The following is a 14,272-nucleotide window of genomic DNA, read 5'->3' as shown; positions in this document are numbered from 1 at the left end:
TTATCACTAAATCAAGAACCAGGCAGCGACACCAACCGCAACCATGATCAGTCCAGCCAACCGTTTCTTGAAGTTCAGTGTATATCCTATCATGATCAGAACAATGGCAGCCCACTTGACGTGATAGAGGTCCCGTATGTCTTCAGCAATGTAACCAATCCACGTAGAAAACATCAGGAACAACAGTAAAGCCGGAATTAATAGATTCACAGCAGCCCATAGATATTTCATATATATGTATCTCCCATCTCGTCAAACACCTTAATCGGCGTAAGTGTAGGTATCCGTCATCGCTTTGAGTTCACTGTCACTTTTCATCTTCACGTCCAACTCTTCATTGGACTGACAACCTGCAAGCAGAAGGATCGTCATGATAAAAAAATGAGGTTTGCCACATTTCAAGATTTTCGCCTCAATAAATGCAGTGAGCTTTTTCACAATATCCCCCTCACAGTTCTCTAACGTTAACTTAATACCAATTATTTCAAATCCACACTACTTTCTCAAGGAATATTTTCAAATAAAAAAGACACTTGCCTTATCACGCATACTCACTATTTACAGCCCACCTCTATTTAAGAACCACACACACTCACTGAAAAGAGCACCAATTCCCCAGCCAAAAAAGTCCCAAACAAAAATAATCAATGGTAATATTAGGATGTTATCAACATAAAGGAGGAAACCTTCCATGAACTTCGTCTTTGACCTCGACGGGACCATTTGCTTTAAAGGCGTGCCCGTCTCCAGCAGGATCAATGATGCCCTCAAAGATCTTGAGGCCGCAGGGCACTCCATCATCTTTGCCTCAGCCAGGCCGATACGGGACATGCTCCCCGTACTACATGAATATTTTCATCATCACACCTTGATCGGTGGAAACGGGGCATTGATTTCAGAAGAGGGAAACATTACGTTTGCCAGAAGTTTTTCACCAGAGCAAGTGGACTACATAAAAAAGCTAATCCACGATCACCATGCAACGTACCTTATCGACGGGGAGTGGGATTATTCCTACACCGGGAGTGACAGCCATCCGATCCTCAACAATCTCGACCTTGAGAAACGGGCATCCAATATCAGCCTGAGAGACCATGCATCGATCGTGAAAGTGCTGATTCTCAGTGCGGACAACAAAGACGAATTGTTGCAAAAATTGTCCGATTTGGATGTCGTCATCCACATGCACGGTCAGGAAGATGTCATCGATATCAGCCCAAAAGGCATCCATAAACTTGCCGCCATGCAGCAGCTCTCTGGTGACTACATCGCCTTTGGAAACGACGCAAACGACATCCAACTGTTCAAAGGAGCCAGACACTCCGTCATGATCGGCCATCATGACGAGCTGTCCGAGTACGCAGAAGAATCCATTTCCCTTAAAGGGGACTATGAAGGGGAAATCATTCGCAAGCTTCGTGAACTATGTGATTACGGTCGTGTCGAGAAAGTGTAACGTCTAAAAAGGGGCATGTCCCCCGGTGCTAAACGCTTACCGGGGGACAGGCCCCTCTTCTCATTCACACTAAACCGCCCCAGTCAGAAGCGGACTCCCTTTTTAAAACAACTCCCCAATCGACTGATAGTTCACCTTATCCTGATGGAGCTTTCTCAAGCTGCTGTCCAGGTGCTTCATGAGCAAGGTGTGGAGTTCTTCCTCTTCTCCATTTTCAATATGGTGAATCATCCGTTCATGTTCGAGCAGATCCCGTTCTTCATTTTCTTCATCGAACACATCATATAACACCATATAAATGGTGATCCGGTTGAATAATTCCTCCATGAATTCAACGAGATAGCGGTTGCCGCTCACCTCTCCGAAAATAAGGTGAAAGGCATTGTTTTTTTCCTGATATAAAAGAATTTCCCGTTGGTCGCAGGCCGTTCTCATTTCCTTAAGAAGTTGTTTCATCCGGGTGATTTCTTCCGCTCCGAGATGAGAGAATCCTTTCTGGACCGCCATTTCCTCTAGCTTTTTTCGCATTTCGAATGCCTCGACCATTTCACCGATCGTCGGCTGGACGATGAATGCTCCCCTATTTGGGATCACATTCACGAGTCCTTCCGACTCCAGTTTCGTGATGGCGTTCCTGATTGGTGTCCGGCTGGCGTTGACCTTTTCGGCAATCGCATTTTCGACCAGCTGGTTGCCAGGCGCAATCTGCCTGTTCAGGATGGCATTTTTGATAAGGTGGTACACTTTTTGCTCGACTGTTTCTTTTCGCATTAACATTAACCCGCCTATACGTGCTTTTTTCCTATTTTATCATAGGGTTTCGTCATTATCGAATAATATTGTAGAACAATCTTGTTCAAACATCTACCCCTGTGCTATAGTATCCTAGTATGTCAATAGAACGGAGTGATGAAATGAATACAACAACCGTGAAAGAAATGACGTTAATTATAGTCGGGTCGCTGTTTTTTGCGCTTGGCGTGAACTTGTTTGCGATTCCGAACGAACTGGGTGAAGGCGGAGTGACGGGGATCTCGATGACCCTTTATTATGTCCTTGGATGGTCGCCGGGTATCACGAACTTTGTCATGAACGGAGCGCTCCTTGCGATCGGATACAAGGTGCTCAATAAACGTGTGACGTGGTACACGATGCTGGCGATTTTCTTTACGTCCCTTTTTATCAAACTGACTGAAGGGATGGGAGAATCCGTCGACATCATGCTTGGGACGGTATTTGCCGGCGTGTTTATCGGTCTTGGGCTTGGGCTTGTGCTGCGCTCGGGAGGTACGACGGGAGGATCGACCATCATTGCCCGCATGCTCAATCAGCACTTCGGCTGGGCAGTCAGCACGACAATGTTTGTTTTCGATATTATAGTTGTTCTTGGGTCTTCCTTTGTGATCGGGATCGAGAATACGATGTATACCGGAATCTCGATCTATATCAGTACGAAAATCCTAGATTACTTGATTGATGGTTTTGATACACGAAAAGCTGTCACCATCATTTCTGCACAGACGGACGCCATCGCTGAAAAAGTGAGTGCGGAAATGGACCGCGGGGTGACCGTCATCAACGCAAGGGGGCACTATTCCCAAGAGTCAAAGGACATCTTATATGTCGTAATCAATAAGCAGGAGCTGTTCCTCTTAAAGAAAACGATCCAGCAAATCGACGAGAAAGCCTTTGTCGTCGTGCATGACGTGAGGGATGTGTTCGGGGAAGGGTTTACGTTTCCGAAGACATAGACATATGAAGAACAGGGCCTGTCCCCCTTAGTACGGGGGCAGGCCCCTTTTTTATGACCATCTTCCCATAAAGTATTCCCAAAAGAATATACCCATAATTCTCCATTATTCCAGTATATACAGTCCATACCCCCACCCCTTCCCGAACTACTATAAGGCTATCAAACTTACATGAATTAACATAAACAAGGACGAACGAACCCGTCTTCTCGAATCAAATATTCCCAACCCTTGAATCACCTCCTTCTCCTACAGGATAAATCACCTATATTCACCCACACCTTTATTTGTTAGTTTTTAACTGTAACAAAATTCAAACTTTTCCAATTGATAGAGAGGATGAAAAACGTGAAGAAGAAATCGAAATGGTTGGGTTCGCTCCTTCTTGGTGCCGCTTTAATGGTGCCATCCTTCGGGGTTCAGGCAGAAACACAGTCACAAACTGGTGACAAGGGACAGGAAACATTCAGGGTGTACATACAGTCGGAGAAAGAGGATGTCAAAAAACAGGCGAAAGCCAAATACGGAACGAGATGGGACCTGGATGAAGAGACGTTCTCAACAAGTGTCAATCAACGTCAGTATGAAGCTCTTCAAAACAACAAAAATCTAACCGTCGAAAAAGTGTCAGAGGTGAAGCTGGAACTGTTTGGCGGGTCGAATAATGCTGTATCCCCGGATGATCAGACACCTTGGGGAATCGAAGCGATCTATGAGGACGCGTCCATTCAAGCAACAGACGGCGGCGACAACATCCGGGTCGCAGTTCTTGATACAGGGGTAAAAATCAATCATCAGGACTTAGAGAATCGCGCAGAACAGTGCAAGGATTTCACCGGCCTTCTTTTTCCTTTGAAAGACGGAAGCTGTTATGACTTGCACGGTCATGGCACCCATGTTTCTGGCAGCGTGCTTGCTGACGGGGGCGATACAGGAACAGGCATTTATGGTGTGGCTCCGGACGCTAAACTCTGGGCTTATAAAGTTCTCGGCGATACGGGAATGGGATTCTCAGATGACATTGCTGCTGCCATTCGTCATGCGTCCGATGAAGGGAAACGCCTTGGCGTGAATCTCGTCATTTCCATGTCGCTCGGTTCTGATGGGAAGGACGAATTGATTTCCGAAGCCGTCTCCTATGCCTACAATAATGGCACGCTGGTTGTAGCGGCAGCAGGAAATTCCGGACCGGATGAAAACACGATCGGATACCCGGGCGGCCTTAAAGATGCAGTTGCAGTGGCAGCCCTTGAGAATACTTTAGAAAACGGAACCTACCGCATCGCAGATTTCTCTTCAAGAGGTAATCCTACTACAGACGGGGATTATGTGATTGGCGAACAGGATGTAGAAGTTTCTGCACCTGGAAGAGATATTTTATCCACGTGGAATGATGGAAGCTACAATACAATCAGCGGTACTTCGATGGCGACCCCGCATGTGTCTGGACTTGCAGCGAAGATTTGGGCAGAAAATCCGTCCTTTTCCAACGCAGACCTTAGAAATGAACTTCAAAACAGAGCCAAAGCGAAGGACATCCTTGGAGGATTACATGCCGCTCCAGGAGATGACATCGCTTCGGGATTCGGTTTCCCGACTGTGAAGTGATAAGAAATATAAGCCTCCTTTCCCTTATGACTTTGTGGGAAAGGAGGTTTTTTCTTGTGAAAAATGGCCTAACCCCCGGTGCACGTATGCTATAGTGCACCGGGGGTCAGGCCCCGTCCGTTTTATTCCTGTATATAAGGCTGATCCCTTAAATGGCTCGTACGCTCAACAATTGCATAATAAAAGTGGTCATACTCCACCCAGCGTACCGGAATCGTCAGTTGAAGAGCATTCTCCTTGTTGAAGATGCTGATTTTCTTTTTATCATAGGTGACTTTCTTGATCTCCTGAAGAGGGATGCTTTCCTTCTTATCCCCTTGCACCTTGATCAACTCCCTGCCGACGATGGATACGGCACTGCGCTTCTTCTTCCAAAGTTCATAGATGGTCAGGATACCGCCAAGAACGGTGAAACCGATGGAAATGAACACTTCTTCATCGATCCCGTTAATGAAGACCCGGATCCAGTGGCTGATCAGGAGCGCATAGAAGAACCATAAGCCTTTGGAGAGGCTTGGTGAACTTTCATAATATACCGCCTGTTCACTTTCCAGATGATCCTCTTCGCGCTTTTTCAGAAACAGCTGCTTGTGCTCTTCAACAGATTTGTCATGAAAAGGTTCGAAATCGGTGTAAGTGCCTTCCCATAAATCCGCACCGTCATCTTCTTCCTCCAGAATATATCCGCCTGTCCACGCCGCGAGCTCTTCTCCGTCCTGCGTGAAGCTCATGAGATAATAGCGGAGAGGCTGGCCGTATGAATTGACGGTGTCGACAGAATCAACGACCTGGATATTCTCCGGATAGATACCGAGATGCTCCCCTTCTTCATCACTCAGGAATACGAGATGGCTGAAAAGGTGTGACTTTGCCAGAACAGGCTGCTTAGGGCTTACCGGAAATAAGTGCTCTTTCTTGCTTTCCGCTAGCCCCCAATACATCATTTCTGCACTTTCCACATTGGAAGATAGCCTTTCAAGGATGTCCCCGCTCACATGGATATTCTTATTTATACAGACACCTGCCGCATTGCTGCTGATCCTCGGATCATTGAACAAAACAGCCTCTTTCAACCATTCCTCTGCCTCTTCGGAAAAATAATAATTCATCAATCCAATCACAATATTGATTCGATATCTCAGCAGGAAGTAGGAATCTTTCCACGATTTATATACAAATTTGGGCTGATATTCGGCATCGTACGATTGATACTCGTCCCTCAGCTGTTTATAGTCTACGAGGAGCACCGGCAAGATTTTTGATCGCTTATACCCGTGCTCAACCCCCGACTCATTAATGGCCGCAATGAATTCATAGATCATAAATTTATAATGTGATGATTCGATTTTGTCAAACGTCTTATCCACAATCCCACGCAGGAGCACCGGAAACTCACATAGCTCTTCGATCGGAAGCTCGACTTCCTCTTCAAGGATCAATTGGACCGTCTTGTCATGGATCTCTTGAAAAATCCCCTCATCCTTCGTCAATAACAGGCATTCGAGGGCCCGGACTTTCGCATGCGGATCCAACTGATCAAAGTGGAGAACAATCTCATCGATGATTTCCGGCATCGGATAATCACAGACAAAATCAATCAGGCAAAGAGAAGGATTATCCCAGCCGTCTACACGTTCAGGAAAAGAAGAACCGGCTGCCTTCACCATATCCTTCAACAGTTCAACCCGGATTTTCAGGTCATCATTCTCTTTCAATTCATAAAAACTTCCCATGGCATCAAACCGCTTTTCAGAATCAGGACTGTGCAGCTGCTTCATCAAATTTCGTAATGTAAGTTCGTTCATAGTTTCCCCTTCTCTAAACATATCAATAGGTTTCTTCATCATTTTATTAGGGGGAAACTTGGAATACATGTGTCTTTTTACCTACTAAACTAAAAAATCATAACAGAGATGGGGCCTCTCCTCCAGCATCTTCAGCTTGCCTCGGGACAGACCACCTCCCTCCTTATACCAATGTCATCTGTGCCCTTATATTACGCTATCACTCTTCCTTCGGCTTGGATTTCACCCATCCTACAATCCCGATCATGATCAGGACAGCCCAGAAAATCCCTTTCCACACCGGGCCCTTTGCAAATTCGTAGGCGATGATCCCAACGGATGGATGAGCGAGCGTGTACACGGCAAGTTTGACGCCAACCCAGCCGACGACCACGAAGGCAGCGGATTCAAGCCCGGGACGCTTCTCCAGGAGGCCGACAAACGCAGATGCCGCAAAACGCATGATGACGAGGCCGATGATGCCCCCCAGCAAGATCACGATGAAATGCCCTCCGTCCAGTCCTCCGATCGCGGGAAGATCTGTCTCAGGAAGCGTCACTGCCAAGGCAACGGCTGCCAGTATCGCATCAACGGCAAACGCGATATCCGCCGCTTCCACTTTGACCACTGTCCACCAGAAGCCGGACCCCTTTGGTTCTTTTCTTTCTTTCTCTTTTTCCACATGTTTCTTGAGTACGTGCTTTTTCACCAGATGGTATACGGCAACCCCGAGCAGATACGCCGCCCCGATTGCCTGCACCTGCCAGATGTCCACCAGATAGGAAATCAGGAACAGGGAACCGAATCGGAACAGGAATGCCCCCGCCAGACCATAAAACAATGCCTTCTTCCGTTTCTCCTCCGGCAAGTGCCGGACCATGGTGGCGATGACCAGCGCATTATCCGCAGCCAGCACCCCTTCCAGCGCAATCAGGATCATTAAGACCCATCCATATTCCAGTAATAATGACCATTCCAACGATCATCCCTCTTTTCATTTTTTTATGGCCAGTGACTTTAATGAACGTTTTACGACCTGCTTCAGCTCTCTACATCCCCATGGGGACACCTCTCCTTTTTCCAATAGAAAAAGACCTCTACCGGCTGGTAAAGGTCTTTTTTTCCTCGCACTATATATGCAAGAGATCCTTTACCTAACAAGGCAAAGGTCTCGCAAGCAACATTTTTGTTGCCAAGTGAGCCGGAGACGGGAACCCGTCACGGAATGACGACACACTTGAAAGCTACTCCCCTTTGGAGTCTTTACTATTCGTGTTTTCCACCGAAACGGTGGTGTTAAGATAACTATAGCAAGCGGCCAAATCTTTCGTCAAGTAGGCAGTTTGTTTATTTTTTTTACTGTTCACTTTTCCGCTGAAAAAAGACGGCCCCTCCCTGAAGGACCGTCCCTTGATTATAGTTTTTTAATGACAGCCATTTCCCTGCCGAACCGGTCTCCCTCGTCGACAAACCCAGAACTTTCATACAGGCTGTGAGCCCCTTTGTTATCCGGATGGTACCCCACAACAAGCTTGTCTGCATCAGGCAGCTTCGCCATTTCTTCGATCATCAATCTCGTTGCTTCTTTTCCAATTCCTTTGCCTTGATGGGCCCAATCCACCATAATCCGGTATATCCAGTATCCATCAAGCTCTTCCTTGACCGAATTGAACATCAGGAAGCCGGCGATTATTTCATCGCAATAAATGGCATACGGCTTAAGTGTCGGTTCGAATTTCGACTGCGCAATGGACACCGCATTAGGTTCCATGAACGCTTCTTGTTCTTTTGATAATGTTAGCTCGCAGCACTCATACCAGTTATCTGAATTGATTTCTTCTAATCTTACAATCATCTTATTTTCCCCTTTCATATTAGGGGAACGCTTCATCTTCATTAACGAGGCGCAATCCCCTTTTGTTCCTTCTTGTTCCATGCAGAATGTTTTTTCATCATGAACGCCTCCTTTAACAAAGAATGTTTTTTGAAAACAACATAATCATTATACCATATTTTTCTAGTATTTCACTCTATTATATTTGTACTTTTTTCCAAACAGAATGAACGTACAAACTCTTAGTATGGTAAACTGAAATTGTATGTATTTTCCAACCAAGAGGTGAATGGTGAATGTCAGACGGGTTAGGTTTGTTTTTGACGATCGTTCTGGAGGTACTCGTATTTGTCCTGCTCAACGTTGCTGCATTCAAGAAATCGGCTGGAAATATCAAAAGACGCCTGTGGGCAGGTGTCCTATTCCTCTTGCTCACTCCAGTCATCTTTTTCGGCACCTTATTCTTTGTACTCATATTTGATGAAGGCGGCTGGGGCGCCGGCATTTTAGCGGTGGTCTTTACAGCGCTCTATATCCTGAACGGGATCATCATTATGCTTTCGTCCCTGCATATCTACCTTACCAATAAAAGTACGACACCCTCATAAACATAACCCACTCGGCTGAGCCGGAGACAAAGCATATATGCAATTGAATTTGCAGACAGTTTTGAAATGGAAAAAGGATGAATGAGGGTAAATAAAGAGTAAAGAGGCACTGCAAAAAATAATATTGCAGTGCCTCTTTATTATGAGGTATTCATTAAAGTCCCCTATTGTTTAATAACAATAAAGAATTTACTTTTTCTCATTAATTCCTAATTTTCTATTACAATTTCTCCTTCACCTTTTGGTACTTCGAAACCATTAAGATATGATGTTAAACGTTCTTCTGAAATAGGGAAGGAATTTGCATCAAAACGTTTGTTACGCAGTTTTAGTCGTTCACGTAAATCTTTTGGATGTACTTTTAAATAAATCAGTTTCCATTTACCGCCTGAATCCTCAATAAGTTTTTTATACTGGTTCCTTCTAACACGGTCCCAAAAGCTAAAGTCAATCACCACTTGGTGTTTATCGTGGATTAGATTTACTAAACGGTTACGTAATTTACTTTCTGCATCTTTTCTGTATTCCTCAAATTTTCCCATTGGGAAATCAATCCCCCAACGACCATTAGTTGCCCATATTTCTTCATCAATAGAAAGACGTACAAAACCTTCTAGTTCTAATATTTGTGAGAAAGTAGTTTTTCCAGAACCAGCAACACCACACATCATCACCACTAAAGGGGTTAAATTATTTTTTTCCCGATAAATTAAGTCAAAATTAAACTTATCAAACATCTGCAATCCCCCGTTTTTTTGAGGTGAATTCCTTTTTTATCTTATATTTTTCTGAATCGATTGTTAGATTAACTTGCCCTTTACTTGAATATGAAAAAAAGCTTTACCATTGTTCCAGTAATGCACCCGATACTTTAAGAAAAAATCTTTAAAATTAGATATCTAAATCATTTAAAATCTCATTAAAACTTTATCTGATTTTCTCCGCCAACTCTAAAATGATCCCCTCTGGACCACGAACGTAGCATAACTTATAACTTTCTTCATATTGCTGTATATCACTAAAGATTTCCGTTCCCTTCTTTTTCAAATTTGCAACAATCGATTCAATATTTTCAACAGCAAAGCAGATATGTCGGATACCCAGCGTATTTGCAGAAGGCTGCTGAATATCTTTTTCATCTGAAGGTGTATAAAATTTGACCAGCTCTATCCATGCCTCACCATCTGGCATCCCCAATCCTACACATTCCGTTTTAACACCATTAAGCCCAACTATTCTGTCCAACTGTTCTCCATCCAATTCCCACTCCGCTTGCACTTCAAGTCCTAAATCAAGAAAAAACGCTTTTGCCTCTGAAAGATTATTTACGTTTATACTCACATGATCTATTCTATTGATCTTCATATCTCATCCCCCCTATCTTCCTGTTATTTTCAATACCTGTATTCGTGTAAGTTTTGTTTAAAATGATCATTCGTCTAAAATAGAAGGTATCATTCTTCCCGATAATTTGAGAAGGGCAATACCGGATCATATAGCTGATCTTCAGTTATTGCCCCCTTGAATCATGAAAGATATTATTTAATTACTTCGCAATTTTTAAATAATCTTCCTGAAGAAGCCCATATACAGCACAATCCTTATAATGATTCTTAGCATTGCGAATCATATGCTTAATCGTGCCTTCTTGTTCCATTCCAATCTTACGCATAATCTTTCCAGAGGCTGGATTGTCAAGATTATGTGCTGCTGATATTTTGTGAATGTTCATCTGTCTAAAGCCAAAATCAATGACAGCTCTCAGGGCCTCAGTGCCATACCCTTTGTTCCACCATTTGTAACCGATCGAATAACCTACTTCGCAATTCTCAGTGAGGCTATCAAAATTGAAGAGATCAATTGCTCCAATCAATTCACCACTTGTTTTTAGTTCTATACCCCAATAACAGAACTCTTGTGAATCATAATTACGTACGATTTCTGTTACCCTCTCAATTGTTTCCGATACGGACTTGTGTGCACCTTTTATAAGATTATCCATTACGCGATCATCACTAAGCCAATGGTCAAATACACGTTGAGCGTCTAAACGTTCAATCTTTCTTAGAACTAATCGATCCGTTTCTAGCATTGGCGTACCTAAAAAATGAATCATTTACTCACCTACCTTAACCATATCAATCTACTATTCTTTTCTTCACATTACTTAGAAAAACCTTCTTCAATCAACCTGACCTTTAATTAAATATTATCTGGGCGTAAGAGGGCCTGTCCCGGAGCGCATATCCACTTTCCATTCCGTTCATACTAAAAGCCTAAACCCACAATGGAAGGTGAACAATCATGAAACAGAATCAGAAGCCCAATCAAAAACTGGATTCAGCTATGAAGCCGGATTTTGCGGGAACGAATGCAGCGGAAGTGAAGAAACAGATCCAAAAAGATGTGGATGCCGGACAGGGTGCAATGACATCCCGTGAAGCAGGGGCGATGCGGGACTAGGTGAAGTTCCGAGGCAGTCGTGATTATATTAGAATCATTCTAAGTGGCTTGAATAAGCGGGAAAGTGGCTTAAAAAATTGAAATCTGGCTTATAATTTTCGAAAGTGGCTTAAAAAATTGAAATCTGGCTTGTATTTTTCCAAAGTGGCTGGATTACGGTCGCCAAGCAGGGTTTCACGTATAGCAGCTGTGGGATTTCCCCCGTATCTTAGCTTGTAAAAGACAAATTTGATATTTTTTAAGAAAAAACACAAAAAGAAAGGCTGATTTCCTGCTAAAACGACAGCCAGGAATCAGCCTTCCTTTTATTTCGTAAAGGACACACCCTACCATTTATCAGCAATAGACAAATCCGGGCTTGTTACCTATCATCATTTTTTATGATCAAACACGACAAAATACAATCAGTAATCCAATTTCATGAGAGCCACGGGACCTGTCCCCATGACCCACCTTACATCACAGCGGCGACTCGTCTTTCTCTCACCTTTGAGACGCCTTCCCTACCAACCGAGATGTATTCAATCTCAAGATTCGATAGGTCTTCGTTGGTATAACAATTTCGTCCGTCGAAAATGATTGGTTTTTCCATGAACAGATTGGAGAGGATGAGCGTTTTCTCCACGATTTCTTTCCACTCTGTCAAGATGAAGACGATGTCTGCTTGCTTGATCGCTTCTTCGATTTGATCCACATACTGAACTTCTTCAGGCAGGACTTGTTTGGCATTCTCTGTGGCGATTGGATCGTATCCGATCACCTCTGCTCCTTCTTCCATGAGTTCGCGGGCGACGGAGATGCTGGCTGCTTCTCTCATATCATCTGTTTCAGGTTTGAAGGAAAGTCCCAATAGGGCGATTTTTTTTCCAAGCAGGGTGCCGAAGCGCTCTTTTGCCTTTCTCACAAGAGAAGTTTTTTGATTTTCATTGACGGTGATGACCGACTTCAATAAGTGAAAATCATGATCTCTCTCCTCGGATATTTTCACAAGCGCCTGTGTATCTTTCGGGAAGCATGAACCTCCGTATCCAATACCGGCCTTGAGGAATTTGTTTCCGATTCTTGTGTCCATTCCGATTCCTTTGGCAACCTCTTCGATATTGGCGTTCGTCCGCTCAGAGAGATTGGCGATTTCATTGATGAACGAAATCTTTGTAGCCAGGAACGCATTCGCTGCATACTTGATCATTTCTGCACTGTGAAGGCTTGTCCGGATGATCGGCAGCCCGAATGGCTTGTTGATTTCTTCCACGATGTCCCCTGCTTCTAGATTGTCTGATCCGATCACGATGCGGTCTCCGTTAAACGAATCCTCGATGGCCGATCCTTCACGCAGGAATTCAGGATTGGAGACAACTTCTGCACAGACGTTGTCTTCAAGATTGGCCAATATCAATTGACGTATCTTTGCATTCGTCCCGATCGGCACCGTGCTCTTTGTCACGATGACCACATTTCTCGTGATGTTCTGGCCGATGTTCCGGGCAGCGCTGAACACATATTTCAGGTCGGCTGCACCGTCTTCACTTTGCGGGGTACCGACTGCAATATAGATCGCTTCTTTATCTTTCAGACCAATGATGTAATTGGTTGTGAATTCAAGGCGGCCGGCGTCACGATTCTTCTCCATCAGCTCTTCCAAGCCCGGTTCATAGATAGGGGAAATGCCTTTCTTCAGCTGGTCGATCTTATCTGGATTGATATCGATGCACGTGACCTCATGACCGATTTCCGCCAGACATACACCTGTCACAAGACCTACATATCCCGTTCCAATAATCGCAATTTTCATCATTATTCCTCCTCGAAAAAAGATGGTTCATTCTTGTATGCTAAAAGGTTTCAGTGAATACCCGGAGAGTTGGAGATTCCTTCTTGTTCGTTCATAAGCTCTTTCAGATAACCTCTCACATTCTCACTCAAGTCCGGACGGCGCAGGGAGAAATCGATCGTTGCTTTGATAAAGCCGAATTTATCTCCGACATCATATCTTTTTCCAGAGAAATTATACGCCAATACATGCTGTGTTTCATTCAGGATTTTGATAGCATCCGTCAACTGGATTTCATTGCCGGAACCAGGAGGCAGCGTCTCAAGGATCGGCAGGATGTCCGGCGTCAGCACGTAGCGTCCCATAATCGCATAATTGGACGGCGCCTCTTCCACTTTCGGCTTTTCCACAACAGAAGAGATGGCGACCAGGTTTTCATCAAGGGTCCGGTTATCGAGCGGCGCGATGATTCCATACTTGGATACATCTTCAACAGGGACCTCTTGTACGCCCAATACGGATGACTGGTATTTATCAAATACGTCGATCATTTGCTGCAAGCAAGGGGTTTCAGACTTGACGATGTCGTCCCCGAGTAATACGGCAAATGGTTCGTTGCCGATGAAATGACTCGCACAACCGATGGCATGCCCTAGTCCTTTCGGTTCCTTCTGACGGACATAATGGATGTTCGCCAAGCTGGAAATGCCTTGGATTTCTTCTAATCTGCTTAATTTCTCTTTCTTTAAGAGCGTTTCTTCTAATTCATAGGATTTGTCAAAATGATCTTCAATCGCACGTTTTCCCCTGCCACTGATAATCAGAATATCTTCAATGCCTGATTGCACCGCTTCCTCCACTATGTATTGGATGGTCGGTTTATCTACGATGGGAAGCATTTCCTTCGGCTGTGCTTTTGTAGCCGGAAGGAATCTTGTACCTAAACCAGCTGCAGGGATGATTGCTTTACGGACTCTCATTTAAAACATCTCCTTTA

Annotated in this window: 16 protein-coding genes; 5 read left to right on the top strand and 11 right to left on the bottom strand. The window is 44.3% G+C overall.

The window, feature by feature from the left end; all coding sequences use genetic code 11:
• Positions 1 to 6: 6 nt before the first annotated feature.
• Together ACUXV2_RS02545 and ACUXV2_RS02540 are read right to left on the bottom strand one after the other, a co-directional pair.
• Positions 7 to 231: a hypothetical protein gene (locus ACUXV2_RS02545; RefSeq protein ID WP_446245499.1), complete on the bottom strand. Its 225-nt coding sequence runs from the start codon at positions 229 to 231 to the stop codon at positions 7 to 9.
• A 30-nt stretch (positions 232 to 261) separates the two neighbouring features.
• Complete coding sequence (locus tag ACUXV2_RS02540; protein WP_446245498.1) at positions 262 to 438, bottom strand: hypothetical protein; 177 nt, start codon at positions 436 to 438, stop codon at positions 262 to 264.
• Positions 439 to 691: 253 nt separating this feature from the next.
• Between ACUXV2_RS02540 and ACUXV2_RS02535 the strand changes: the two genes are divergently transcribed.
• Positions 692 to 1,456: an HAD-IIB family hydrolase gene (locus tag ACUXV2_RS02535; RefSeq protein ID WP_446245497.1), complete on the top strand. Its 765-nt coding sequence runs from the start codon at positions 692 to 694 to the stop codon at positions 1,454 to 1,456.
• 102 nt (positions 1,457 to 1,558) lie between these two features.
• On the opposite strand, the gene ACUXV2_RS02530 is transcribed toward ACUXV2_RS02535, so the two are convergent.
• Positions 1,559 to 2,227: a GntR family transcriptional regulator gene (locus tag ACUXV2_RS02530; RefSeq protein WP_446245496.1), complete on the bottom strand. Its 669-nt coding sequence runs from the start codon at positions 2,225 to 2,227 to the stop codon at positions 1,559 to 1,561.
• A gap of 143 nt (positions 2,228 to 2,370) precedes the next feature.
• Between ACUXV2_RS02530 and ACUXV2_RS02525 the strand changes: the two genes are divergently transcribed.
• On the top strand, positions 2,371 to 3,207 hold the full coding sequence (locus ACUXV2_RS02525) for a YitT family protein (protein WP_446245495.1): 837 nt from the start codon (positions 2,371 to 2,373) through the stop codon (positions 3,205 to 3,207).
• A gap of 339 nt (positions 3,208 to 3,546) precedes the next feature.
• On the top strand, positions 3,547 to 4,815 hold the full coding sequence (locus ACUXV2_RS02520; RefSeq protein WP_446245494.1) for a S8 family peptidase: 1,269 nt from the start codon (positions 3,547 to 3,549) through the stop codon (positions 4,813 to 4,815).
• Between the two features lie 122 nt (positions 4,816 to 4,937).
• On the opposite strand, the gene ACUXV2_RS02515 is transcribed toward ACUXV2_RS02520, so the two are convergent.
• From ACUXV2_RS02515 to ACUXV2_RS02505, 3 genes are all read right to left on the bottom strand, one after another.
• Complete coding sequence (locus tag ACUXV2_RS02515; protein ID WP_446245493.1) at positions 4,938 to 6,620, bottom strand: hypothetical protein; 1,683 nt, start codon at positions 6,618 to 6,620, stop codon at positions 4,938 to 4,940.
• A gap of 199 nt (positions 6,621 to 6,819) precedes the next feature.
• Positions 6,820 to 7,578 (bottom strand): TerC family protein, encoded by a 759-nt coding sequence (locus tag ACUXV2_RS02510; RefSeq protein WP_446245492.1) that lies wholly within the window; start codon positions 7,576 to 7,578, stop codon positions 6,820 to 6,822.
• Positions 7,579 to 8,013: 435 nt separating this feature from the next.
• Complete coding sequence (locus ACUXV2_RS02505; protein WP_446245491.1) at positions 8,014 to 8,454, bottom strand: GNAT family N-acetyltransferase; 441 nt, start codon at positions 8,452 to 8,454, stop codon at positions 8,014 to 8,016.
• Positions 8,455 to 8,729: 275 nt separating this feature from the next.
• On the opposite strand from ACUXV2_RS02505, the gene ACUXV2_RS02500 reads away from it, so the two are divergent.
• Positions 8,730 to 9,041, top strand: a complete 312-nt coding sequence (locus ACUXV2_RS02500) for a hypothetical protein (protein WP_446245490.1) — start codon at positions 8,730 to 8,732, stop codon at positions 9,039 to 9,041.
• 209 nt (positions 9,042 to 9,250) lie between these two features.
• Here ACUXV2_RS02500 and ACUXV2_RS02495 read toward each other — a convergent pair whose 3' ends face one another.
• The 3 genes from ACUXV2_RS02495 to ACUXV2_RS02485 form a co-directional block, all read right to left on the bottom strand.
• Positions 9,251 to 9,778, bottom strand: coding sequence for an AAA family ATPase (locus ACUXV2_RS02495; protein ID WP_446245489.1), 528 nt, complete (start codon positions 9,776 to 9,778; stop codon positions 9,251 to 9,253).
• 190 nt (positions 9,779 to 9,968) lie between these two features.
• Complete coding sequence (locus ACUXV2_RS02490) at positions 9,969 to 10,406, bottom strand: VOC family protein (RefSeq protein ID WP_446245488.1); 438 nt, start codon at positions 10,404 to 10,406, stop codon at positions 9,969 to 9,971.
• A gap of 181 nt (positions 10,407 to 10,587) precedes the next feature.
• Positions 10,588 to 11,157, bottom strand: a complete 570-nt coding sequence (locus ACUXV2_RS02485; protein ID WP_446245487.1) for a GNAT family N-acetyltransferase — start codon at positions 11,155 to 11,157, stop codon at positions 10,588 to 10,590.
• A gap of 188 nt (positions 11,158 to 11,345) precedes the next feature.
• Here ACUXV2_RS02485 and ACUXV2_RS02480 point away from each other — a divergent pair, with 188 nt between their 5' ends.
• Positions 11,346 to 11,504 (top strand): hypothetical protein, encoded by a 159-nt coding sequence (locus tag ACUXV2_RS02480; protein WP_446245486.1) that lies wholly within the window; start codon positions 11,346 to 11,348, stop codon positions 11,502 to 11,504.
• 454 nt (positions 11,505 to 11,958) lie between these two features.
• Here the strand turns inward: ACUXV2_RS02480 and ACUXV2_RS02475 are convergent, their stop codons facing one another.
• Both ACUXV2_RS02475 and galU read right to left on the bottom strand, forming a co-directional pair.
• Positions 11,959 to 13,296 carry a UDP-glucose dehydrogenase family protein gene (locus ACUXV2_RS02475; protein ID WP_446245485.1) on the bottom strand — a complete coding sequence of 446 codons (1,338 nt, stop codon included), beginning with the start codon at positions 13,294 to 13,296 and terminating at the stop codon, positions 11,959 to 11,961.
• Positions 13,297 to 13,346: 50 nt separating this feature from the next.
• Positions 13,347 to 14,255, bottom strand: a complete 909-nt coding sequence (galU, locus tag ACUXV2_RS02470) for a UTP--glucose-1-phosphate uridylyltransferase GalU (RefSeq protein WP_446245484.1) — start codon at positions 14,253 to 14,255, stop codon at positions 13,347 to 13,349.
• Between the last annotated feature and the right edge of the window lie 17 nt (positions 14,256 to 14,272).

Source organism: Rossellomorea sp. NS-SX7, assembly GCF_052828565.1.
Note: the sequence above shows the minus strand (reverse complement) of the source record. Positions and strands in the feature narration are given on the sequence as shown.

Coding starts and splice junctions, on each gene's coding strand:
- ACUXV2_RS02545 (WP_446245499.1), bottom strand. CDS start 231: ATGAAATATCTATGGGCTGCTGTGAATCTATTAATTCCGGCTTTACTG.
- ACUXV2_RS02535 (WP_446245497.1), top strand. CDS start 692: ATGAACTTCGTCTTTGACCTCGACGGGACCATTTGCTTTAAAGGCGTG.
- ACUXV2_RS02530 (WP_446245496.1), bottom strand. CDS start 2,227: ATGCGAAAAGAAACAGTCGAGCAAAAAGTGTACCACCTTATCAAAAAT.
- ACUXV2_RS02525 (WP_446245495.1), top strand. CDS start 2,371: ATGAATACAACAACCGTGAAAGAAATGACGTTAATTATAGTCGGGTCG.
- ACUXV2_RS02520 (WP_446245494.1), top strand. CDS start 3,547: ATGAAAAACGTGAAGAAGAAATCGAAATGGTTGGGTTCGCTCCTTCTT.
- ACUXV2_RS02515 (WP_446245493.1), bottom strand. CDS start 6,620: ATGAACGAACTTACATTACGAAATTTGATGAAGCAGCTGCACAGTCCT.
- ACUXV2_RS02505 (WP_446245491.1), bottom strand. CDS start 8,454: ATGATTGTAAGATTAGAAGAAATCAATTCAGATAACTGGTATGAGTGC.
- ACUXV2_RS02500 (WP_446245490.1), top strand. CDS start 8,730: ATGTCAGACGGGTTAGGTTTGTTTTTGACGATCGTTCTGGAGGTACTC.
- ACUXV2_RS02495 (WP_446245489.1), bottom strand. CDS start 9,778: ATGTTTGATAAGTTTAATTTTGACTTAATTTATCGGGAAAAAAATAAT.
- ACUXV2_RS02490 (WP_446245488.1), bottom strand. CDS start 10,406: ATGAAGATCAATAGAATAGATCATGTGAGTATAAACGTAAATAATCTT.
- ACUXV2_RS02485 (WP_446245487.1), bottom strand. CDS start 11,157: ATGATTCATTTTTTAGGTACGCCAATGCTAGAAACGGATCGATTAGTT.
- ACUXV2_RS02480 (WP_446245486.1), top strand. CDS start 11,346: ATGAAACAGAATCAGAAGCCCAATCAAAAACTGGATTCAGCTATGAAG.
- ACUXV2_RS02475 (WP_446245485.1), bottom strand. CDS start 13,296: ATGAAAATTGCGATTATTGGAACGGGATATGTAGGTCTTGTGACAGGT.
- galU (WP_446245484.1), bottom strand. CDS start 14,255: ATGAGAGTCCGTAAAGCAATCATCCCTGCAGCTGGTTTAGGTACAAGA.